Source organism: Bradyrhizobium valentinum (genome assembly GCF_001440405.1).
In the GTDB taxonomy this organism is placed as follows: domain Bacteria; phylum Pseudomonadota; class Alphaproteobacteria; order Rhizobiales; family Xanthobacteraceae; genus Bradyrhizobium; species Bradyrhizobium valentinum.
Map to the genome: position 1 here is coordinate 1 of NZ_LLXX01000146.1, position 22,234 is coordinate 22,234.

Here is a 22,234-nt window from a genome sequence, read left to right on the forward strand (position 1 = left end):
AGGCGGCAGCGTCTTTGCGGCCGCGGGCGAGCGGCGCGGGCGGGTCGCGCTGCTGCAGGGCTGCGCCCAGCAGGTGCTGGCGCCGCGCATCAACCAGGCTGCCATCAACCTCCTGACACGCCACGGCATCGAGGTCGTCCTGGTCAAGGACGAGCAATGCTGCGGCGCGCTCACCCATCACCTCGGGCAGGATGGCGACGCGCTGGCGCGGGCGCGCGCCAACATCGCGCTGTGGAAAAAGGAGGCGGAACAAGGCGGCCTCGACGCCATCCTGATTACGGCATCGGGCTGCGGTACGGTCATCAAGGACTATGGTTTCATGCTGCGCGAAGACCGCGATTTCGCGGAAAGCGCCGCGCAAATATCCGCGCTGGCAAAGGATATCACCGAGTATCTCGCAGGCATCGCGCTTAACCCATCGAGCCAGAAAGGCGACATCACAGTGGCCTATCACTCGGCTTGTTCGCTGCAGCACGGACAGAAAATCACAGGCCTTCCGAAAGAATTGCTTTCCAAGAATGGATTCGTGGTGAAAGATGTGCCCGAGAGCCATTTGTGTTGCGGTTCGGCGGGGACCTACAACATTCTCCAGCCTGACATTGCGAGCAGATTGCGCGATCGGAAGATCGCCAATATTGCGACAGTCAAACCGGACATGATCGCTGCAGGCAATATTGGATGCATGGTTCAGATTGCCGGCGGTACGTCAGTTCCTGTGGTGCACACGATTGAGCTTCTCGATTGGGCGACAGGAGGTCCAAAGCCTGGATCATTCCCAGGATTGAATTGATCGATCGGCCTACGGGCATGATCCGGAAAGCCTGCCCCGCGCCGGGATAGCCGGATTGGGGACCGGTTTTTCCTCGGGACAGACGCGAAAGCATTTGCCCGGAGATCGCGCCCGGACAAGGGATGGAGCGGGAGGGCACTTCGAAGAAGTGTCGCCCCGGTCTGGCCCACGGACTATTCGAAGCGCCCGACAGACACGGACAGCGGCAACAGGAGGACCAGATGGCGAAGAAGAGTAAGAAGGGCAAGAAGGCTAAAAAGGCCAAGAAGGCCAAGAAGGCCGTAGCGGCGAAGAAGAAGTCCGCGAAGAAGGCCGCGAAGAAATCGGCAAAGAAGGCTGCGAAGAAGGGCGCAAAGAAATCCGCCAAGAAGGCTGCCAAGAAGTCAAAGGCGGCGGCACCGAAGAAGGCCGCAAAGAAGAGCCCGGCGAAGAAGAGGAAGGCGGCTGCCAAGCCCGCCGCTCCCAAGGCGGAGCCGGCGATGGCGGCGCCCGAGCCGGAGCCCGCGCCCGCACCAGCGTCGAGTTGGGCGACCCCGGAACCGTCCAACCCGTCATGGGGATCGAGCTCCTCCAACGGCGGCGATCAGCACTAGGTCGCTGCTCCCTGCGACAACGTTTCGAAAGGCCGCAGCGTCCATCGCTGCGGCCTTTTTCGTGACGGTCTCCGAGGCGACCGGAGCCGTATTTTCACGGGGAGGTTGATTCGCAGAGACGTCTTTGGATGTTTCGCCGGTGTCGCTTTTCTCGGTTCCCAATGCGGTCCCCCAGGGTCTTGGAACCTTCAAAATTGTTGTGGGAATGCAACACACGCGGACAACATTTATCGAAATGGCTCGAACGCCTAAAAAGGCGGCACATGCTTGCCTTTTTTGCTTCACGATCGTGACGCCGCAGACCACTGTGTGACCGCGTTAAGACATTTGGCCGCAGTCGGTTATCGTTTGCCCTGGGGGGCCGCCGGACCGGAACTGTCTAGAAGGGTGATGGGGATCGTCATGAAGAAACTGACTTTGTTGGCAACGGCGCTGGCAATGGTATCGGCTCCGGCTCTCGCTGCGGATATGCGGGTGAAGGCCGTCAAGGCGCCGCCGCCGGTCGCGTTCGATCCCTGGGATATCGCCTTCGGCGCCGGGATCACCAACGATTACATCTTCCGCGGCATCACCCAGTCCAACCACAAGCCGTCGGTCAACGCCTATTTCGAGCCGCGCTACAACGTCAACAAGGACGTTCAGCTCTATGTCGGCCTGGGTGCCGCGAGCATCTCCTTCCCCAACCGTGCCGCGGCTGAAGTCGACGCTTACGGCGGTGTCCGCTCGACATTTGGCGCCTTCGCCTTCGACGTCGGTGCATGGGGCTACATGTATCCGGGCGGAACCTGCCATTACGGCGCAGCCAACGCATTTAATGGTGGGACGACTGATGCCGGCGGCGTTCCGCTCAGCGCCGAATGTCTGCAGAACGCGCTCGTAAACACCAACGTCATCAAGAAGGACCTCAGCTTCTTCGAGGTCTATGGCAAGGTGAACTATACCTTCAACGACAACTTCTCGCTGGGCGGCAACGCCTATTATACGCCGAGCTTCCTCAACAGCGGCGCCGAAGGCACCTACGCTTCGATCGTCGGCAAGGCGATTGCGCCGAGCACCTGGTTCGGCGCCAGCGGCATCGGCATGTACGTGTCGGGCGAATTCGGCCGCCAGTGGCTGGGCACGTCAGACTCGTTCTACGGCACTGGTTTCACCAATCCGGGTTTTGCCGGGCCGTTCCCGAACGGCATCAACTATGCCGACTACAACACCTGGAACATCGGCATCGGCTTCACCTACAAGGTGTTCACGCTGGACATCCGTTACTCCGACACCGACCTGTCGAAGGGTGATTGCAACGCCTTCACCAGCGACTTCAGCGCCCGCGGCAACATCACTGCAGCATCGGGTACCTCGATCACCGCGATCAATCCGACCGGCGTGGGTTCGAACTGGTGCGGCGCGGCCGGTATCGTCAAGCTGTCGGCTGACCTGACCGCGATGACCAGCCTGAAGTAAGATCTTCCTGTCGAAGACGAGGGGGCGGCAGAGCGATCTGCCGCCCCTTTTCTTTTGGGGTGGAGCGGATGAAACGGAATTGGCGGCGCGGGCTGCGGAAGGCGATCTCCCGCAACGATCACCGCAGCATTGTCGCGGGCGCGGTAGCTGGCCTCGGCGGCGCGATTGCCATCGGTGTCATGGAATTTTTCTCGTTCGCCGCGCATTATCCGCTCGCGGTCATTCCGTTCGCCACCTCGATCGTGCTGGTGATCGGATCGCCTGATGTGGAGCCCGCGCAGCCGCGCGCTTTGATCGGCGGACATCTTGTGGCGACCATCGTCGGCCTGGCCGTATTGAAGTTGACCGGGCCGCAAGCCTGGGCCGCGGCCGCCGCTGTCGGCCTGTCGATTTTGGCAATGTACTTGACCGGGACCTTTCACCCGCCGGCGGGCATCAATCCGCTGCTGGTGGTCTCAGGCAATCTGCCATGGACGTTCCTGCTCGCGCCGGTGCTGGCCGGCGCACTGCTGCTCACCGCATTCTCCTACGCCTGGCACCGCGGCGTGCGCCGCCAGCCATGGCCGCGGCGCTGGCTGTGAGAAGGAGCGCTCACGACGCAGCGACGCTCTTTCCCTTCTGCAGCGCGAACCGGTCGCCGTCACGGGCGAGCACGATGTTGCGCTGGTGGAAGGCATCGAGCGTCGAGCGATGGCCGATCGAGACGATGGTGGTCGCCGGCAATTTCTTCTCGAGCAGTTGATACAGTGCTGCCTCCGAAGGTTCGTCGAGCGACGCCGTCGCCTCGTCCAGGAACAAATACTGCGGCGTGTGCAACAGCGCGCGGGTCAGTCCGAGACGCTGCTGTTCGCCGAGCGAGAGAGTCCGGTTCCAGTGCCCATGTTCACCGAGTTGCGATGCGAGCCTCGGCAGTCCTACCTGCTCGAGCGCGTCGGCGATTTGAGCGTCGGTGAATGTCCCTTCCTTGGCGGGGTACTCGATCGCGCCTCGCAGCGATCCGGTCGGGAAATACGGCCGCTGCGGCAGCATCATCATTGTTGCCCCGGCCGGAATCGTGATGGAGCCGGTCCCGAACGGCCAGATGCCGGCAATGGCACGGAACAGCGTCGATTTGCCGGAGCCGGAGGGACCCGTCATCAGCGTGCGCTCGCCCTTGCGTAAACTCAGTCCACTCGCGTTCACCAGCGGCGTTCCGTTCGGCAACCGCAGCACCAGCCCCTTGAGGTCGATGGCGCCGTCGCCTGCCTCGGTGACGTGAATTCGGTCATCGCGGGTGGCGAGTTCGCGCGCTGCCACGATGCCCGCCTCGAACCCGTCGAGGCGGTTAACCACCGCCTGCCACTCGGCCAGTTGGCGGTAGATGGTGATGAAGAACGAAAGCGCGCCCTGAACGTTCGAAAACGCCGATGCGGTTTGCATCATGCCGCCGAGTTGGATCTTCTCCGCGAAGTAGGCCGGTGCCACCAGCACATAGGGAAAGATCACTGAAGCCTGATTGTAGCTCGCCGTAAACGCCGTTATTTTCTTGGTCCGGTTCATGATGGCTAGCCAGTTTTCAACAACACGTCCGAAGCGAACCATGAGGCGCTCGCGCTCGGCCTGCTCGCCGTCCAGCAGCGCGATCTGCTCCGAGTTTTCCCGCACGCGCACCAGGTTGAAACGAAAATCCGCTTCGTATTGCTGCTGCCGGAAATCGATGCCGACCAGCGGCCAGCCGATCAGATGGGTCAGGATGGTGCCGAGTATCGAATAGATCAGCGCGCCCCAGACCAGGTAGCCGGGGATCGGATAATCCTGACCGAACATGTGCAGCGGCGCGGCATTCGAAAGGCCCCACAGGATCGTGACAAACGACGCGATCGTGACGATCGAGCTTAGCAAACCGACTCCGATGTTGAGCGTGCGATCGACGAACAGCTTGACGTCATCGGTCATGCGCTGGTCGGGGTTGTCTGCGGCGTCGCCCTGAAGCTGCATCCGGTAGTGGTTGGCCTGATGCAGCCAGTCGCTGAGATATTGCGCGGTCATCCAGCGCCGCCAACGGATCTGCAGCCATTGATTGAGATAGAGCTGGTAGACCGCCAGCACGATAAAAACGGTCGCTAGCACGCTGAAATAGATGATCTCGCTGACGAAGTTGTCCCAGTTTCGTTCCTGCAGCGCGTTGTAGAAGCGGGCGTTCCACTGATTGAGCAGGACGTTGATGCCGACGATCGCAAGCTCAATGGCGATCACGGCGGCAAGCAGCCCGCGGCCGGCCCATTTGTCCTCGGAGCTGAAGTAGGGGGCGGCGATGCGCCATACCGTGGTGAGCTTCGGGCGGATGTTGTTCACAGATCACCGTCTCCGGAAAATGGGGCTTAAGGCCCTGACGACATTGAGGAATTAGGGTCTACTACGAAGGTTATGGAATTGCCTGCATGCGGCGACTTGTCGCAACCCTCAGCTAGACCCTACCATGGCTGTGACGGCGAGGGGCGGCGGCCATCGAACTTCGCGAGGTTGTGAGCGTTGGGGCGCATTAATGCAGCCCAACCTCGTCCTGCAAGGTTGTTCCCGCAAATCGCTCAACCCGCGCCCGGCCCTCCACGGTGCCGGGCAAGCCAATAACAAAATGTGCGAGAACCGCAATGTGGGATCAAATCTATAATCCGCTTGGCAACACAGCGCTGTCGACAATCGCGGCTGCCGTGCCTGTTGTCACGCTGCTGGTGCTGATCGCCAGCGGCAAGGTCAAGGCGCATCTGGCGGCCATCATCGCGCTGATCGTTGCCAATGTGATCACCATCGGCATTTTCACGATGCCTGCGAACATGTCGATCCGCGCATCGCTGCTCGGCGTCGTGGTCGGCTTTTTCCCGATCGGCTGGATCGTGCTCAACGTCATCTTTCTCTATCGCATTACGGTCGAGACCGGACGGTTCGAACTCCTGCAGCGCGCGATCGGCGGCGTCACCACCGACCGCCGCCTGCAGCTTCTCCTGATCGCGTTCGCCTTCGGCGCGTTTTTCGAGGGGGCATCGGGCTTCGGCACGCCGGTTGCGATCACCGGCGCGATCCTGATCGGGCTCGGCTTCTCGCCTCTGGCGGCTTCCGGCCTTTCGCTGATCGCCAACACCGCGCCCGTCGCCTACGGCGCGCTTGGGACGCCGATCCAGGGGTTGGCGTCGGTGACCGGCCTCGATCCCTACGTGCTCGGCGCGATGGTCGGCCGGCAATTGCCGTTCTTCTCGCTGATCGTGCCGTTCTGGCTGATCTGGGCCTTTGCCGGCTGGCGCGGCATGACGGCGATCTGGCCCGCGATTCTCGTTACGGGCGTCTCCTTCGCGGTCCCGCAATTCGTGATCTCGAACTTCATCAACCCGTGGATCGTCGATATCGGGGCGTCGCTGATCTCGATGGGCTGCCTGATCCTGTTCCTCAAGGTGTGGCAGCCCCGCGAACTTTGGCTGTCCCCGGCACTGCGCGGAAAAGATGAATCGGCGGCGACCATGGCGCCGGCCAAGCCGCTCAATACGGCCAAGCTCAGCCAGGCGCAGCTCTGGAGCGCGCTGCTGCCGTGGATCATCGTCTGCGTCGTGATGCTGATCTGGGGCAGCGGCTCGTTCAAGAATTGGGCGAACTCGATCTTCGTCTGGAAATATCAGGTGCCTGAGCTGCACAACCTGATCAACAAGGTGCCACCGGTGGCCGCGAAACCGACGCCCGAGGCCGCGCTGTTCGACTTCACCTATCTGTCCTTCACCGGGACCGGCATGCTGATCGCCGCCATCATTTCCGGCCTGCTGATGGGCTTCTCGCCCGCGAAGATGATCGCCGAATACGGCCGCACCATCAGGCTATGCGCGATCTCGCTGGTCACGATCTCGGCGATGCTTGCCATCGGCACGCTCACGCGGCTCTCCGGCGTGGACGCCACGCTCGGCCTCGCCTTCGCCGCGACCGGCGTGCTGTATCCCTTCTTCGGTACGCTGCTCGGTTGGCTCGGCGTGGCGCTGACGGGATCGGACACCGCTTCCAACGTGCTGTTCGGCAATCTGCAAAAGATCACCTCCGAACAGCTCGGCCTGTCGCCGGTGCTGATGGCCGCCGCCAACTCCTCCGGCGGCGTCATGGGCAAGATGATCGACGCGCAATCGATCGTCGTCGCCTCGACCGCGACCAACTGGTACGGCCACGAAGGCTCGATCCTGCGTTACGTCTTCCTGCATTCGATCGTGCTGGCCTGCCTCGTCGGCGTACTGGTAACGCTGCAGGCCTACGTCTACCCGTTCACGATGATGGTGCTCAAATAGCGGCGGTCGAGGCAGCATGCTTCGTCAGGGACGCACCCGACGGAAGGGTTCCCTCCCCCCTTGCGGGGGAGGGTTAGGGAGAGGGGTGCCGCTTGCTCCGCTGCTGGACGAAACGCGACAACAAGGCTCTCAGTTTGACCGCGGCGCGCAATGGTTTGGCACATGCTGGCCCGATCTCTTCCGGCCGAATGCGCGGCTTACCCCTCTCCCCAACCTACGAGCGAGCTTCGCTCGTCTCGGACCCCGCAAGGGGGGAGGGAGCCTTACCAGTGCGCTCGCCTCACAGTGCGCCACGTGAAAGATCGGTGGATGGTGCCCGCGCGAGACGTCACAGCTTTCTGCTGTCATAGGCCCAGCGCAGCAGCGCCTGCCGTCCTCGCTTCCGGGAATCCGCATCGATGAATACACGCCCTAGCCAACGGCGGACTTGTCCAATAGAACGGCGGCCGGCGCGGTTGGGTCTGGTATTTTTCGAGAGGTAGCATGATTTCATTCGCACGTACGGCCCGCGCAGGCGCCGCTTCGCTCTTGCTGATTGGGGCGGCCTTGCCGTTCGGCTCTGCGAGGGCCGACAACGGATTTCCGTTCGGCGCGGAAATGACACTCGACGTGGACCGTCAACGCGGGTCGAAGCGGATTCCCAACCTGGAGATTGACGACAAGGGCGAGGTAATCCTCGAACTCTGGTGCAAGGGCGGCAAGGGCCAGTTCTCGGTGGCGGGCAATACCGTGATCTTCGTTCCCGGCGCGATGGAGAACCGGCCCTGTCCGCCGGACCGGGCGCAGGCCGATGACGAGTTGATCGCGGCCCTGACGGAAGCCGGCACCTGGAAGCGGCAGGGCGATTTCGTGTCGTTCGTCGGCGCGAAGACCCTTCGGTTTCGCATCAACACGAACTAGATCGGGGAGTTACTGCGTCGCAATCAAGCCGCTGGCGGTGGCAATGACCCAGCGGTTGCCCCAGCGCACGATGGACTCCACGCGTCCGATTCCGGGAATTGTGTCGCCGCGTGCGGCCATCCTGATACCGTCAGGACCTTCGAGAACGGCGGTGCCGTCCCGAACATCGACAACCGTCCAACCGGGAATCGTCGCCGGCTTGGTTTCCGGCGCCGCCACCAGGGGCTGCCGCATCGCGATCGCAGCGGCGGAAGGGCTCGCATTGGCCTGGGAGGCCGGGCTCGCAGCCGGGCGTGCACCGCCCGGCAATAGGGCGGATGGCTTGGGAATGCTTCCGACAATGGCGGGCGAATCGGACGCGGATGTCGTCTTTCGAGTGCCTTCAATCCTGCCGCTTGATCGTGCTTCAGAAATTCGCGGCGAGGGCGCTTCTTTCTGCGCAACTTCTACAAGACCGAGTTCGCTTGCGAACTGGGGCCAATTCAACCCGCCGGCCCATCCAAGTCCAAAGCTTGCCACCAATGCTACGGCGACCAGCAAAGCGGTGCGTGCCCGATCGCCAAATGGCTCCCGCACCACCAAGACGTCATCGCGATCGGTCTTCAGAAAATTCCACAGGCTCGCGGGTTGCTCCGGCCGCTGGTCGCCAACCACATTCCCCGACCAGATCTCAAAGGTACTCGGCTCGCGGTTTTGCATGGTGTGGCCCACGTTTCGGCTACCCGATGATGTTCCTCTAAGCTGAATCGAATCTTAACGATCAAAGCCCGCGGCCAGATCATTGCGCACTGGCCCGCGGCGGGAAGCATGGATACGCGGCAGCCTGCCGCTCGCCCTATCGGGTTGGCAGCCGGATCACTTCCACACCGACTTGTCCGCGTCCCAGCGCTGGCCCTTGAACTCCTTGGCCAGCGCCTCGATCGAGCCATTGTCGTCCTTTGGCTCGCCGCCTTCCTCGTCGCCGGTGGATTCTTCGGACAGGCTCAGCTTGGGGCCGGTGCCTTCATCCGCGGTGGTGATCACCGGGCTGGAGATCCACAGCATCAGCCGGTCGGTTGCGCCCGGTCGATCCGGCGAGACCAGCGCGGTGACCTCAACGCTTTCGGTGAGGCCGAGCGCCGGATAGATCGGGCTCGGCCGCTTGAAGGTCAATGTCAGTTTTCCGGTATTGGCGTCCCAGTCGGCGCCCGCCGGCTTGGCGGCGAGTGTCTTCGCGAGCACGCCCGACATCGCCGAAGCGATCTTGTCCTTGTTGATCTTGTCGCCGTCACGCCACTCGGCCGCTGCAAAGCGGATGGTGCGATCCATCTCGACAGAGCCGCTGGTCCATCCCGCCGCGACCACGCCCGGCATCGATTTGGCTTTCGCAATCAGCGCAGCTGTGCGCTCCGGATCGGCCGTGAGGTTGATGGTCTGCTCGCCGGCGCGCAGCGCATCGCAGGAGATCGAAAGGCTCGATAGTCCGACCTCGACGGCCTCGCCCTTCAGGCTTTTGAGGAAATCGAGCGCGGCGTCGAGCTTGACCCGCACGCCGAACGCCTCAGGCGAAACATCGGTAAAATCCTTCGGTGCCGGGGTGATGCCGTCGTCGCTGGTCTGGTTGTCGAGGAATTCCTTCTCGCTGAGATCGGAATTGTCCGTCGAGGTCACCTCGGTCACGGTCTGGCCAATCGTGATCTGGCCGCGGAATTCGAAGGTGTCGCCGACAGGCTTGCGCGACAGCTTGACGGTGACCGGCTGCTTGTCACCGAGGCTCTGCGTGGTGCCCGTCAGGTTCTGCCCGTTGAGGACGGCGAGATTGGCGACGAAGCGGTCCTTGCGGTCGGAGCCCTTCGCGACGGGGTAGCAGACGTCGAGGGTGGCTGCGATGACGTTCTTGCCCTGGCGCGTCTCCTTCAGCACGGCGTCGGCATTGCCGTCCATCAGGCCGTCGATCGCGGTGAAATAGCGCGTCTCGGTCGCGCCCGGCGCCGTCTTGGAGGGGAGTTTCATCTGGGCGAAAGCGAGGCTCGGGGAGACCGTCGCCAGACCGAGCAGGCAAAGCAGGAGCACGCGCATGTGGAATTCCCTGAAGCGGCAGAATTGATGGTGTCCTAGTAGCAAACCTCGGTGTCGTCAGCCAAAAAGATGGCCGTGAGGAGGCGTCATGCCGTCCGTCCGTTTTGACGGAGCATTGGCAAGACACTTGCCCGCTAGGGACGTGGCTTCTGGCAGCTTCGCACTTTGCGCTGTTCCTCAGCCGCTCCTAGCACCAGTCAGGGAGGCACCGGCGGAAGGGTTCCCTCCCCCCTTGCGGGGGAGGGTTAGGGAGAGGGGTGCCACTTGCTCCGCCGCCAGATGTAGCATGACAACAGGGCTCTCAGCTTGGTCGTGGCGCGAATGGCTTGGCGCAAGTTGGCTCCATCTCCTCTATCCGCGCGCGCGGCTTACCCCTCTCCCCAACCCTCCCCCGCAAGGGGGGAGGGAGCCCTGCCAGCGTGCCCACATAACATGAGATCGGAGCTGCTCACGTCGTCGCACCCAGACTCCAGTTCGCAAGCTTGGGTGTTACCAGCAAAAAAGAAGGCCGCCCGGAGGCGGCCTTCGATCTGTTTGCGTGAGAACGGTCGGGCCTTAGAAGCCCATACCGCCCATTCCACCCATGCCGCCGCCACCGCCGGGCATCGCCGGCGCTGATTCCTTCGGCAGTTCGGCGACCATGGCCTCGGTGGTCACCAGGAGGCCGGCGACGGAGGATGCGTCCTGCAGCGCAGTGCGCACCACCTTGGCCGGGTCGATGATGCCCTTGTCGACCATGTCGACATATTCCTCGGTCTGGGCGTCGAAGCCGTAGGTCTCCGACTTGTTCTCGAGGATCTTGCCGACCACGATCGAGCCTTCGACACCGGCGTTTTCCGAGATCTGGCGCAACGGGGCTTCCAGCGCCTTCAGCACGATATTGATACCGGCCTGGACGTCGGAATTGTCGTTGTTGATGCGGCCGACGGCCTTCTTGGCGCGGAGCAGCGCCACGCCGCCGCCCGGCACGATGCCTTCCTGGACGGCCGCGCGGGTCGCGTTGAGGGCGTCCTCGACGCGGTCCTTCTTCTCCTTGACCTCGACCTCGGTCGCGCCGCCGACGCGGATCACTGCGACGCCGCCGGCGAGCTTGGCCAGACGTTCCTGCAGCTTCTCGCGGTCGTAGTCCGAGGTGGTTTCCTCGATCTGCGACTTGATCTGCGTGACGCGGGATTCGATGTCCTTCTTCTTGCCCGCGCCCTTGACGATGGTGGTGTTTTCCTTGTCGATCACCACCTTGCCGGCGCGGCCGAGCATGTTGATGGTGACGCTTTCGAGCTTCATGCCGAGTTCATCGGAGATGAGCTGACCGCCGGTCAGGATCGCGATGTCTTCCAGCATCGCCTTGCGGCGGTCGCCGAAGCCCGGCGCCTTGACGGCGGCGACCTTCAGGCCGCCGCGCAGGCGGTTGACCACGAGCGTTGCCAGCGCCTCACCCTCGACGTCCTCGGCGATGATCAGGAGCGGGCGGCCGGACTGCACCACGGCTTCCAGCACCGGCAGCATCGACTGCAGGCCGGAGAGCTTCTTCTCGTGCAAGAGCACGTAGACGTCTTCAAGCTCAGCGGTCATCTTCTCGGCGTTGGTGATGAAGTAGGGCGACAGGTAGCCGCGGTCGAACTTCATGCCTTCCACGATGTCGACCTCGGTCTCGAGCGACTTGTTTTCCTCGACCGTAATGACGCCTTCATTGCCGACCTTCTGCATCGCCTGCGCGATCATCTTGCCGATGGCGGTGTCGCCGTTGGCGGAGATGGTGCCGATCTGCGCGACTTCGGACGAAGAGGCGACCGGCTTGGCGCGCTTCTCGATGTCCTTGACGACGGCGTGGACCGCGATGTCGATGCCGCGCTTGAGGTCCATCGGGTTCATGCCGGCGGCGACCGCCTTGCCGCCTTCGCGCACGATCGCCTGCGCCAGCACGGTCGCAGTCGTCGTGCCGTCGCCGGCGGTGTCGTTGGTCTTGGAGGCGACTTCGCGCAGCATCTGCGCGCCCATGTTCTCGAACTTGTCCTCGAGCTCGATTTCCTTGGCGACGGTGACGCCGTCCTTGGTGATGCGGGGAGCGCCGAAGCTCTTTTCGATCACGACGTTGCGGCCCTTCGGACCGAGCGTCACCTTCACCGCATTGGCGAGAACGTCGACGCCGCGCAGCATGCGGTCGCGGGCGTCCCCGGAAAATTTAACGTCTTTGGCAGCCATTTGAATTGCTCCTGGAAAATGAAGGGTACGGCCCTTTGCCGCGTTGTAAGCTCGTCATTGCCGGGCTTGACCCGGCAATCCATCGCCTGCGTAAGACTCTTCCGAAGAAGATGGATGCCCGGGTCAAGCCCGGGCATGACGACTGTGCGCGGTGCCTCAGCTCAGCACGCCCATGATGTCCGACTCCTTCATGATCAGGAGTTCCTCGCCGTCGAGCTTGACCTCGGTGCCCGACCATTTGCCGAACAGCACGCGGTCGCCGACCTTGAGGTCGATTGGAATCAGCTTGCCGGCCTCGTCGCGGCCGCCCGGGCCCACGGCGGTGACTTCGCCCTGCGACGGCTTTTCCTTGGCGCTGTCGGGAATGATGATGCCGCCCTTGGTCTTCTCTTCGGCATCGATGCGCTTGACCACGACGCGGTCGTGCAGCGGACGGAATTTGGATTTGGCCATGACGTCTCCTCTTGAAGTTCCGTGGAAGGCGTGGTTTCAGGTCTGTGCCACGAAAATGGCTGATAATGCCGCGTATTCGATGCCGCCCCGGGCGGGACAGCACGACCTTAGCAATCGTTGTATTTGAGTGCTAAACGTGGAGCCGGGAAATATGGCTTGGCGCTGATGCTGTCAAGCAAACAAGGGGGTTAAGGCCTTCTTGAGGCCAATATAGGATGGTCCCACGGAAACCAAATCGGCGCAGTGGCGTAATTTTAACCGACGTCATTGCTCCGGCAGGTTTTTTACGGTTGGCTGCTTGACGGGAGCGGCCAAAGAATTTGCTCGGGGGAATGCGATGATCAGCTCACGTAATGCGCGTACGGTTGCCAATCTGGCGATCGCGTCGGCGCTGACGATCTTGCTGGCGGCGTGCAGCAGCATGAGCCTGCCGTCGCTGTCGTCCAGTCCGCCCCCCGAGGCCGAGCCCGGCGTTGCGCCCGAAATGCCCGCAACCATCCGCTCCGACGAGATCGTCGGCCGCTGGGGTCTCGCCTCGTTCCAGAATCCCAACGACCGCGCCCGCACCGAAGCGGCGGCACGCGGGCAGTGCAAGCAGCCTTACGTGATCGGCGCCGGCGCTTCCGGCGGCGTCGTCATGCATCTGGCCGACCAGGCCACCCCGCAGGAGCTGCGCCTCAAGGGCAGCCCGAGCGGCAAGAACTATATCGGTCCGCCCGGTCCCGCCGGCGGCGAACAGGACCGCGAGATCGTCTCGTTCGACGGCCGCGTGCTCGTGACCCGCTTCATCGAAAAGGATGCCGCGGTCCGTTACGGCAACATGGTCTATGTGCGCTGCGCGCCGCGGGCGTGAGGTTGCGACACCCTCGCTCGTCATGCCCGCGAAGGCGGGCATCCAGTACGCTGCGGCTTCTCCGCTGAATCGCTGACGTCTCTGGAATACTGGATCGTCCGCTTTCGCGGACGATGACAGTGGAGGACGACGGCCCAAAAAAACGCCGGCATCTCGCCGGCGTTTGTTTAGTTGGCGTTAACCAGCCGATCAATCGAACAGGGCGTCGATGTCGTCCTGCGAGGCGTGGCCGACGTCGCCGTCGAGCTTCGGGCCGTTGAGCAGCTTGGCGTCGCCTTCGCGGTTGTCGACGATCGGCACGGCGTGAGCCCTGATCGCGTCGACGCCGCCCCAGATGTCCATCATCGTGTAGATGTGCTGCTCGATGAACTTCATCGTGGTCATCACCTTGTTGATGCGCTGGCCGGTGAGGTCCTGGAAGTTGCAGGCTTCGAAAATCGAGACGACGCGCTCCTGGATCTCCTCGCTGAGCAGCTTCTGCTGGTCGGGCGAGATGTTCTTGGACAGCGCGGACGCCGCCTGGTCGATCGCTTCGGTGGCTTCCAGGATCTGCTGCGTGGCCTGTTCGGTGCCGCCGACGACGGCGCCGAGTTCGCCGTTGACCTTGGCCATTTCCTGGCCGTCGAAGCTCTTGCCGTGCAGGGTAGCGATTTCGCGCTTGGTACGGTTGATGGCGTCGTGAATGAGATCGAGCTCGACTTTCAGCTTCGCGCACTGCTCGATCTGGGCGCGATAGGTTTCCAGCAACGCGTGGGCATCGGCAGTCTCGCGCGTGATATCCGCGGTGACGGTCGAACCGTCGCGGGCGTGGCCGAAGCCGGCCATCTGTGCGCGGATCGCGCGCAGCTCGGCCATGATCTCGCGATGCATCGGGCCGATCTCGCCGCCTTCAATCGCGGGCATGGTTATGGGCGCATCGCCCAGTATGGCTTGTTCGATACGAAAACGTTTGCGATTTACCGACATGAGTTTTTCCCACCCCTTCACTTCGCGCGTGTTTTAGACCAATGCCATTTAACGTGAGGTTCACGCCGGAACATTGCGTGTCGGCGGTTTGCCCGCCGCGTTCACGCAAAATAAACGCTACCGGACAAATCCGCGCGTGATTGCCGACGTGGTGAATCGAAACGCCTGATCTGTTTACCAAACCGATTAGGTTTTGATTTGTATTGATCGCGTGCAGCGGCGTTCGTCGAGCCGCCGCCAACCCGCAATGACGAACAGTACAGAGTACGTCGATGTCCGGAAAAATTTCCCTTGCGCTCCTCGCGAGCGCGTCTTGCCTTTGTTTTGCCGGTGAGGCCTTGGCGATCGACGCCTCGCCGACAACCGAACCCACCGTGATCTACGCCCGCCAGCCCGCGCAGCCTGCGCCGGTGCGGACCGCCTCTGCCGAGCGTTCGCGGATGGGCGGCGGCTTCATCGAATTCCTGTTCGGCGACCTGCCGCAGGGCGGGCGCTATCAGCAACAGCCGGCCTATCAGCCGCAGCCCGATTACGGATATGGCGGGCGGCGCGGGCTGCTGCCGCCGATGGATCCACAGCAGTCGATGCGCCACGAGGAGGAGGAGGCGTTCGATCCCGCGCAGCACCGGCTCGATCCGAGATACGAAAAGCAGGTGGTCGCGTATCACGGCAAGGAAAGCCCGGGCACCATCGTGATCGACACCCCGAACAAATTCCTGTTCCTGGTGCAGGGCGACGGCAAGGCGCTGCGCTATGGCGTCGGCGTCGGCCGTCCCGGCTTCACCTGGTCGGGTGTCAAAACGGTCTCCGCGAAGAAGGAATGGCCGGCCTGGACGCCGCCGCCGGAAATGCTGGCGCGTCGTCCCGACCTGCCGCGCCACATGGAGGGCGGCCCGCAAAATCCGCTCGGCGCGCGCGCGATGTATCTGGGCTCTTCGCTCTATCGCATCCACGGCTCCAACGAGCCCTGGACCATCGGCACCAATGTATCGTCCGGCTGCATCCGGATGCGCAATGAGGACGTGATCGATCTCTATGGCCGCGTCAATGTCGGCGCCAGGGTCGTGGTGATCTGAATTTCCAAGACGGCCGCGAAAATGGTGTCGTCCCTGCGAACGCAGGGACCCATAACCACAGGTCTACGTCGTTGAAGCAAGCCGACGACCCTCGCGCTCAACGATTACGGCCGCGGAGTATGGGTCCCTGCGTTCGCAGGGACGACGGCAGAGTGGAATAAAAACGGCCGCCCCTTCAGGCGGCCGTTGTTGTTTCAGTGCTCGCGCTGCTCACGCGTAATCGCTGTCGCCGCCATCGTCGCCGTCGAAGCCGTCGGAATCGTGGTCCATGTCGCTATCATCGTCGTGCGAGGCCTGGTCGAAGAATCCCTGCCGCGAACCGGAATCGTTGTCGTTGTTGTCGGCGCGCCGGCTCGACGAACCGATGTCGTTGACCCCTGCGTCGCGTGCCAGGTCGCCGCCGGACTGATCGCCCCATGGCCTGCGGTCTTCGACGCCGCCGCTATGGCCCGCGGTGTCGCCGAATGCCTGGTGGTTGCCGCCGCCGCCCATCATCGAACGGATGCTGCCGGCCAGCAGCGATCCGCCGACCACGCCGGCCGCGGCCGCTGCCGCCGTTCCGAGGAACGAGCCGCCACCGCCGAACGCAGACGGCTGTTGCTGCGCGCCACCATAAGGCTGGCCGTAGGCCGGCTGATTATATTGCCCGGGCGGCTGGGTCTGCTGCAGCACCTGGCCGGTGTTCCAGGCCGGACGTCCGCCGCCGGCCATCTCGGGCGCACGCACGTTGGGCACCGAACCCTGCGGCTGGTTCTGCCCGAAGATCGCATCGCGCATCGAATCGAGGAAGCCGCCGGATTGATTTTGCTGGCCTGTCGCCGCTTCCAATTCCTGGATGCGCATGTCGGCGCGCTTCAGCGCTTCGTCCTGCACCAGCGCAGTTTGCACCAGCGCATAGACTGCATTGGGCGCATTGCGCAGGCCCTGCATGATCGCAGACATCGCCTCGGGATCGCGCTTGGCGCTCTCCAGCTTGGCGAGCCGGTCGAAAAGATCGTCAATCAGTTGGCGTTCTTGCGGTGTCATGACCCTCTCCCTTGCGTCAAATCGCGACGCGCCGGGAGGATGTAAGGCGGGCTTTGTGTCGCCAGTAGTGGGGCGGCCGAATTAAATTTTTGTATGCGACAAAACGCCGGGCGAATTTGTCGCGTCTTATCAACTCAATGTAACTTTATTCGCCGCCAGCAATGCCGGGAATTGATCACTGGCGAGATACGCATGTTCCGCCTCGCGCTGGGTCGTGAGGGGATCGAGGCTTTCGAGCGTTTCGTCGACGAATCCAGGGTGGCACATCACGAGCCCGCCTTCCGGCAATTCCCGAAGGAACTCACCCATCAGCACGCCGAAATCGGGCTGTTTCGAAAAATCATAAGCGCCGGCGAAGACAGGATTGAACGGGATTTTTGCAGCGGCGGCGCGCTTGCGGAATTGCGCGCTGAGCACGTCGAGCACGAGCGCCTTGGGCTCGCCGAGCAGCTTGGCCAGCGGCCCCCGGCGTCCGCCCTGGCGGACCCAGGCGCCAGGGGCAGCTTCCATCACCGCGCGCAGAAAGGCGTCGCGCACCTGCGGGAAGAGTTGCACGTGCTGGTGGCCGTCGACGAAATCGGGCTCGCGCCCGAACAGCTCCTTGAAGGCCGCGAGCTGCGCGAGCAGTTCGTCCTCGATCATTTCAGGATCGAGCCGCCGCAACAGCCCTGACCGCAGCATGGTCGAAAACGGCAGGAACAGGCCGCCATCGAGCGGCCTGAAGTGCATCGTCAACGGACGAAACGGCGCGGTCAGCGTCGCATGCAGCCCGATGGCGCAGCGCGGGCTGTTCGCTGCTGTGTCCTGCAACGCGGTGACTTCGGCGCGCCCGATCGCCGGGCCGACCACCATCACCGAGGTGGCATTGAGACGGCCGCGGGAGATCAGATCGCGAATGGCGCGGTTGACGCCCTCGGCCAGTCCGTAATCGTCGGCGCACAGCCAGATCCGGCGCAACGCGGCGTCGTTCATTCGGCGGCGGTCCGCTCAGTGGCGCTCGCCTCGCCGTCGGCACGCTTTTCGGAATGCTCGGCGACGAAGTAGATCGGACGCGCCTTCAGCTCGGAGAGGATTTTGCCGATATATTCGCCGACGATGCCGATCATGATGAGCTGCACGCCGCCGATCGTCATCAGGCCGATCATCAGCGAGGGATAGCCGGGGACCTGCTTGCCGGTGGTCCAGACCTCCCAGAGAATGGTCAGGCCGAACACGAAGGCGCTGATCGCCAGCAGCACGCCGAGCAGGCTCGCAAAGCGCAGCGGCGCCACTGAGAATGACGTCAGTCCCTCGATCGACAACCCGATCAGCCGCCCCGGGCTGAACGTGGTGACGCCATGCGCGCGCGGCGCCGGCTCGTAGTCGACGCGGATCTGGCGGAAGCCGATCCAGTTCGACAGCCCCTTGAAGAAGCGGTTGCGCTCGGGAAGTTGCCGCAGCGCCGCGGCCGCGCGCGGTGACAGCAGGCGGAAATCGCCGGCGTCCTCGGGGATCTTCTGCCGCGCGCCCCAATTGATCAGCGCGTAGAAGCCGTGCACCGCCTGGCGGCGCAGGAACGATTCATTGTCGCGATGCGCCTTCGCCGTATAGACGACGTCATAGCCGTCATCGATCCAGTGCGCGACGAGCTTTTCGACCAGGCTCGGTGGATGCTGACCGTCGCCGTCCATGAACAGGACAGCGCCAAGGCGGGCATGATCCAGCCCTGCCATCAGCGCGGCTTCCTTGCCGAAATTGCGCGACAGCGACACCACCTGGACGTCGAGCGCATCAGCGCTAAGCGTGCGCGCGATCGCCAGCGTATTGTCAGCGCTGCCGTCGTCGACATAGACCACTTCGCTGGCAAGGCCATAACGTGCCTTCAGCGTGCGGGCGAGGCCGACCAGCCGCTCGTGCAACAGCGCGAGCCCCGCCGCCTCATTGTACAGCGGCACGACAATCGACAGGCCTTGCGCCGCAGCGCTGGCTGCGGTCGTCGACAGGCGGGAAACGTCAGAGCCGAGCATCATCGATCAGGTTCCAAATTATCCAACCGCATATGTTACCTGCCGCTAGCTGTCGCAACGATGAACGAAACGGCAGCCCTATTGCCGCAGGAACGCCTCGAGCCTGGCAAATAGCGGGTTTTCCCGGTCGAGCACATAGTCGAGTGAGGCGATCGAAACCGTGTCGGCACCGTGTTCGCGCAGAAAACTGCCGAGCGCATAAAGCTGCGTCGGCGGGCAGTGCAGCGTGATCATGCCCGAGGAGGTCGGCCCACCGAACGGCGCCACCACACCAAAACGATTGTGAGCTTCTGCCAGCAACGCATCGTTGCAGCCGGCGAAACGCGTTCGCACCTCGCGATATTTGCTGGCGCGGGCGCGCGCGGCGATGTGGTCGAGGATGACGCGCGCGGTCTCGCGGGCTTCAGCCGACCAGTCGGCATCGCGGGAGGCCACGAGATTGGCCTGGCTGCGCAGGATCACGCCGTCGTCGAGCACCTTCAGCCCGTTGGCGGCCAGCGTTGCGCCCGTCGTCGTGATGTCGACGATCATCTCGGCGGTGCCGACGGCGGGCGCGCCTTCGGTGGCGCCAGCGCTTTCGACGATGCGGTAATCGACCACGCCGTGGGCGGCGAAGAAATTGCGCGTCAGGTTGATGTATTTGGTCGCGACCCGCATCCGCCGGTTATGCTGGGCGCGGAAGCCGGTGGTGACGTCGTCGAGATCGGCCATGGTGCGGACGTCGATCCAGGCCTGCGGCACCGCGACCACGACATTGGCGCTGCCGAAGCCGAGATTGTCGATCAGTAATATGCGCTTGTCAGCGTCCGCAATGCTTTCACGCAGCAGATCCTCGCCGGTGACGCCGAGATGCACCATGCCGCGCGCGAGCTGGAAGGCGATTTCACTCGCCGAGAGATAGGCGATCTCGACATTGTCGAGGCCTGCGATGGTGCCGCGATAGTCGCGCGCGCCGCGCGGTTTCGCCAGCGAGAGCGCTGCGCGCGTGAAAAACGCCTCAGTGTTTTCCTGCAGGCGGCCCTTGGAGGGAACGGCGAGAACGAAGGGGGCGGTCATGCGGCGCTCCCTTGCGAGACAGGCTGACCTAGTTGCGTCAAGGCTTCGATCCATACCGAGAAGCCGACCGCCGGGATCGGCATGGGCGAACCGAGCTGCGTCATCAGGCCGTCATAGCGGCCGCCGGCCACCAGCGGCTCGACGCCGTTGGCCTTGGTGTTTCCCTTGGTACTTCCCTTGGCATGCAGTTCGAATTCGAAACCGGTGTAATAATCGAGCCCGCGGCCGAACGAGGTGGAAAACCGCGTAAGTTTCGTGTCGATGCCGCGCGCGGCCATGAAGCCGATGCGGCTTTCGAGCTCATCGATCGCTGCTGCCAGATCGAGCTTGGCGTCGGCGGCCAGCGCGCGCAATTGCGCCACCGATTCATCGGGGTCGCCCGCGATCGCGAGGAAGCGCTTGATGATGTCGAGCGCATCGCGCGGCAGCGCGCCGCCCTTCAGCGTCGATTGTTCGAGGAAGCGGTCGGCGATTTCGGCAACCGTGCGTCCCCCGACATTGGTGGTGCCGGCGATCGACATCAGGTCGGTGACCAGCGCCAGCGCCGCCTTGCGGTCGGAGCCGGCAAGTGCGGCCAGCACGCCCTCATATTCGTTGCGGCCGGGCGCGGTCGCGAGCGTCAGCCGCTCGATGTCCTCGGCGAGGCTGATCTTGCGGTTGAAATCCTTGATCAGTCGCCGCCGCCAGACCGGGTAGAGATTAAGCGCGTCGATCAGCGCGGTGAACAAAGCGACGTCACCGGTGCGGATTTCGACGTCCTTCAGTCCGAACGCGGCCGTGGCTTCCAGCGCCAGCGCCAGCATTTCCGCATCCGCCGCGGCGCGGTCCTGCCGGCCGAAGGATTCGATGCCGGCCTGCAGGAATTCGCTCGGCTGGCCGCCGCGATAGCGGAACACCGGCCCGAGATAGCTGAAGCCCGCGGGCTTTCCGGCGCTCGCAGAGGCAAGATAATCGCGCGCCACCGGAATGGTGAGGTCGGGACGCAGGCAGAGTTCCTCGCCGGAGGCGTCGGTCGTCAGGTAAAGGCTCTTGCGGATATCCTCGCCGGAGAGGTCCAGGAACGGCTCGGCCGGCTGCAGGATGCCGGGGTGGGACTGGACGTAGCCACCTTGCGCAAACGACAATAGCAGCGCGTCCGCCCAGGCGGCGGATCCGGCAGCACCTCTGACGGCAGCGGTCGCGGTCATTTCAGGTCCAAATATCCGGAAAACCGGGTTCCAGGGTTCGTTTGGGGCCCCGGGGTTCCGAGGCTTGTTGGCGCAGGCCTTAGCATGGCCGGGGCGGCGTTTCGACAGGGATTGGCCAACTGAATTAATGGGCGGTGGCTTGAGCAGGCGGGGTCGGCAACGAAAAGGCTGCGAGGTGAGGCCGTAGTGTGAGGTGAGCACGCTCTTCAGGCTCCCTCCCCCCTTGCGGGGGAGGGTTGGGGAGAGGGGTAAGCCGCGCACTCGAACGAACGGATCAGACTCAACTGCACCAAACCATTGCCCGCGCCACGCCACGACACGCTGAGAGCCTGGTGGCTGCTCTCGTTTGGCAGCGGAGCAAGCGGTACCCCTCTCCCTAACCCTCCCCCGCAAGGGGGGAGGGAACCCGTCCGCTGGTGCGTCCCTGACTATCCTGCCAATCACCCAGCGCCGCCTGCACCAGCGCCAGTGCGGCCACGGCTGCGGTATCGGCCCGTAGAATCCGCGGCCCCAACGACAGCCTGAGGATGCTCGGCTGGCGCAACAGAAGCTCACGCTCCTCTCCGGCAAACCCACCCTCGGGGCCGATCAATACGTCGATGCCGGGGCCCGCGGCCTGCGTCGCTTGCAGGGCTTGCACGGGACCGGCGACGTCGCCCGCCTCGTCGCAGAACACCAGTAGCCGCCTGGTTTCGCGCTTTTCGAGGAAACGGTCGAGCACGACGGGCTCGGCAACCTCAGCAAGGCTCAGGATCCCGCATTGTTCGGCGGCCTCGATGACATTGGCGCGCATCCGCTCGCTATTGACCCGCGAGACCTGGGTGTGCCGCGTCAACACCGGCTGCAGGATCGACGCGCCCATCTCGACGGCCTTCTGCACCATGTAGTCGAGGCGGGCGTGTTTCAGCGGCGCAAAGATGTAGGCGATGTCGGGCAGGCGATCCTGCGGCCGCGTCCGCGCGACGATCGTCAGGCCGTCGGGCCGCTTGCGGCCCTCGATCTCCGCCCGCCATTCGCCGTCGCGGCCGTTGAACACCAGGATCGATTCGCCGGCCGAAAGCCTGAGCACGTTGCCCAGATAGTTGCTTTGGTTGCGCTCCAGCGCGATTTTCTCGCCCTCGCGCAAGGGAGCATCGACGAACAGGCGGGGGGCGCGAAAATCGAGTTCGGGCATCGGTAATGTTCCGTTTCCGGGCGCTTTTAGCCTAAAGCGCTAGAATCCGGAGGCCATTTTTGCCTTTCCGGCTGCCATGCGCCGCGCTGCTGCCCCAATCAACGGGTTGTTAAGCGTCGGCAGGAATCGTAAAAATGCCCAATG

At 63.5% G+C, this 22,234-nt stretch carries 20 protein-coding genes; 8 read left to right on the forward strand and 12 right to left on the reverse strand.

Translation table 11 applies throughout. From position 1 onward, the window contains the following. The 4 genes from CP49_RS25955 to CP49_RS25970 form a co-directional block, all read left to right on the forward strand. Nucleotides 1-790 (forward strand): heterodisulfide reductase-related iron-sulfur binding cluster (locus tag CP49_RS25955; protein ID WP_245310869.1); only part of this gene is annotated, 790 nt, incomplete at its 5' end. 221 nt (nucleotides 791-1,011) lie between these two features. Next, complete coding sequence (locus tag CP49_RS25960; protein ID WP_057853037.1) at nucleotides 1,012-1,383, forward strand: hypothetical protein; 372 nt, start codon at nucleotides 1,012-1,014, stop codon at nucleotides 1,381-1,383. 402 nt (nucleotides 1,384-1,785) lie between these two features. After that, nucleotides 1,786-2,838: a TorF family putative porin gene (locus CP49_RS25965; RefSeq protein ID WP_057853038.1), complete on the forward strand. Its 1,053-nt coding sequence runs from the start codon at nucleotides 1,786-1,788 to the stop codon at nucleotides 2,836-2,838. A gap of 68 nt (nucleotides 2,839-2,906) precedes the next feature. Next, nucleotides 2,907-3,419 (forward strand): HPP family protein, encoded by a 513-nt coding sequence (locus CP49_RS25970; protein ID WP_057853014.1) that lies wholly within the window; start codon nucleotides 2,907-2,909, stop codon nucleotides 3,417-3,419. A gap of 10 nt (nucleotides 3,420-3,429) precedes the next feature. Here CP49_RS25970 and CP49_RS25975 read toward each other — a convergent pair whose 3' ends face one another. Continuing rightward, on the reverse strand, nucleotides 3,430-5,172 hold the full coding sequence (locus tag CP49_RS25975) for an ABC transporter ATP-binding protein/permease (RefSeq protein ID WP_057853015.1): 1,743 nt from the start codon (nucleotides 5,170-5,172) through the stop codon (nucleotides 3,430-3,432). A gap of 296 nt (nucleotides 5,173-5,468) precedes the next feature. On the opposite strand from CP49_RS25975, the gene CP49_RS25980 reads away from it, so the two are divergent. Both CP49_RS25980 and CP49_RS25985 read left to right on the forward strand, forming a co-directional pair. After that, nucleotides 5,469-7,133: an L-lactate permease gene (locus CP49_RS25980; RefSeq protein ID WP_057853016.1), complete on the forward strand. Its 1,665-nt coding sequence runs from the start codon at nucleotides 5,469-5,471 to the stop codon at nucleotides 7,131-7,133. A gap of 483 nt (nucleotides 7,134-7,616) precedes the next feature. Beyond that, a complete protein-coding gene (locus tag CP49_RS25985) occupies nucleotides 7,617-8,033 on the forward strand; it encodes an META domain-containing protein (protein WP_057853017.1) in 417 nt (138 codons plus the stop codon). Nucleotides 8,034-8,042: 9 nt separating this feature from the next. Here CP49_RS25985 and CP49_RS25990 read toward each other — a convergent pair whose 3' ends face one another. The 4 genes from CP49_RS25990 to CP49_RS26005 form a co-directional block, all read right to left on the reverse strand. After that, nucleotides 8,043-8,732, reverse strand: a complete 690-nt coding sequence (locus CP49_RS25990) for a hypothetical protein (protein WP_057853018.1) — start codon at nucleotides 8,730-8,732, stop codon at nucleotides 8,043-8,045. Between the two features lie 156 nt (nucleotides 8,733-8,888). Next, a complete protein-coding gene (locus CP49_RS25995) occupies nucleotides 8,889-10,091 on the reverse strand; it encodes a hypothetical protein (RefSeq protein WP_057853019.1) in 1,203 nt (400 codons plus the stop codon). Between the two features lie 555 nt (nucleotides 10,092-10,646). Continuing rightward, on the reverse strand, nucleotides 10,647-12,293 hold the full coding sequence (gene groL / locus CP49_RS26000; RefSeq protein ID WP_057853020.1) for a chaperonin GroEL: 1,647 nt from the start codon (nucleotides 12,291-12,293) through the stop codon (nucleotides 10,647-10,649). Between the two features lie 156 nt (nucleotides 12,294-12,449). Beyond that, nucleotides 12,450-12,746 (reverse strand): co-chaperone GroES, encoded by a 297-nt coding sequence (locus CP49_RS26005; RefSeq protein ID WP_057853021.1) that lies wholly within the window; start codon nucleotides 12,744-12,746, stop codon nucleotides 12,450-12,452. 337 nt (nucleotides 12,747-13,083) lie between these two features. Here CP49_RS26005 and CP49_RS26010 point away from each other — a divergent pair, with 337 nt between their 5' ends. Then, nucleotides 13,084-13,599, forward strand: coding sequence for a hypothetical protein (locus CP49_RS26010; protein ID WP_057853022.1), 516 nt, complete (start codon nucleotides 13,084-13,086; stop codon nucleotides 13,597-13,599). Between the two features lie 189 nt (nucleotides 13,600-13,788). Here CP49_RS26010 and CP49_RS26015 read toward each other — a convergent pair whose 3' ends face one another. Next, complete coding sequence (locus CP49_RS26015; protein ID WP_057853023.1) at nucleotides 13,789-14,565, reverse strand: protein phosphatase CheZ; 777 nt, start codon at nucleotides 14,563-14,565, stop codon at nucleotides 13,789-13,791. Between the two features lie 272 nt (nucleotides 14,566-14,837). Here CP49_RS26015 and CP49_RS26020 point away from each other — a divergent pair, with 272 nt between their 5' ends. Continuing rightward, nucleotides 14,838-15,641, forward strand: a complete 804-nt coding sequence (locus CP49_RS26020; protein WP_057853024.1) for a L,D-transpeptidase — start codon at nucleotides 14,838-14,840, stop codon at nucleotides 15,639-15,641. Between the two features lie 210 nt (nucleotides 15,642-15,851). Here CP49_RS26020 and CP49_RS26025 read toward each other — a convergent pair whose 3' ends face one another. The 6 genes from CP49_RS26025 to CP49_RS26050 all read right to left on the reverse strand — a co-directional run bounded on the left by CP49_RS26025 (nucleotide 15,852) and on the right by CP49_RS26050 (nucleotide 22,090). Beyond that, nucleotides 15,852-16,667: a DUF2076 domain-containing protein gene (locus CP49_RS26025; RefSeq protein ID WP_057853025.1), complete on the reverse strand. Its 816-nt coding sequence runs from the start codon at nucleotides 16,665-16,667 to the stop codon at nucleotides 15,852-15,854. Between the two features lie 129 nt (nucleotides 16,668-16,796). Next, nucleotides 16,797-17,639 carry a ChbG/HpnK family deacetylase gene (locus CP49_RS26030; protein ID WP_057853026.1) on the reverse strand — a complete coding sequence of 281 codons (843 nt, stop codon included), beginning with the start codon at nucleotides 17,637-17,639 and terminating at the stop codon, nucleotides 16,797-16,799. Beyond that, the gene (locus tag CP49_RS26035; protein WP_057853027.1) at nucleotides 17,636-18,676 is read right to left on the reverse strand and encodes a glycosyltransferase family 2 protein; all 1,041 of its coding nucleotides are present in this window, start codon (nucleotides 18,674-18,676) and stop codon (nucleotides 17,636-17,638) included. Before CP49_RS26035 ends, CP49_RS26030 begins: the two co-directional genes overlap by 4 nt. 75 nt (nucleotides 18,677-18,751) lie before the next feature. Then, nucleotides 18,752-19,729 (reverse strand): ATP phosphoribosyltransferase, encoded by a 978-nt coding sequence (hisG, locus tag CP49_RS26040; RefSeq protein ID WP_057853028.1) that lies wholly within the window; start codon nucleotides 19,727-19,729, stop codon nucleotides 18,752-18,754. Continuing rightward, nucleotides 19,726-20,916: an ATP phosphoribosyltransferase regulatory subunit gene (locus CP49_RS26045; protein WP_057853029.1), complete on the reverse strand. Its 1,191-nt coding sequence runs from the start codon at nucleotides 20,914-20,916 to the stop codon at nucleotides 19,726-19,728. Before CP49_RS26045 ends, hisG begins: the two co-directional genes overlap by 4 nt. A 376-nt stretch (nucleotides 20,917-21,292) precedes the next feature. Next, entirely contained in the window at nucleotides 21,293-22,090 is a 798-nt protein-coding gene (locus CP49_RS26050) for a 16S rRNA (uracil(1498)-N(3))-methyltransferase (protein ID WP_057853030.1), read from the reverse strand. Nucleotides 22,091-22,234 lie beyond the last annotated feature (144 nt).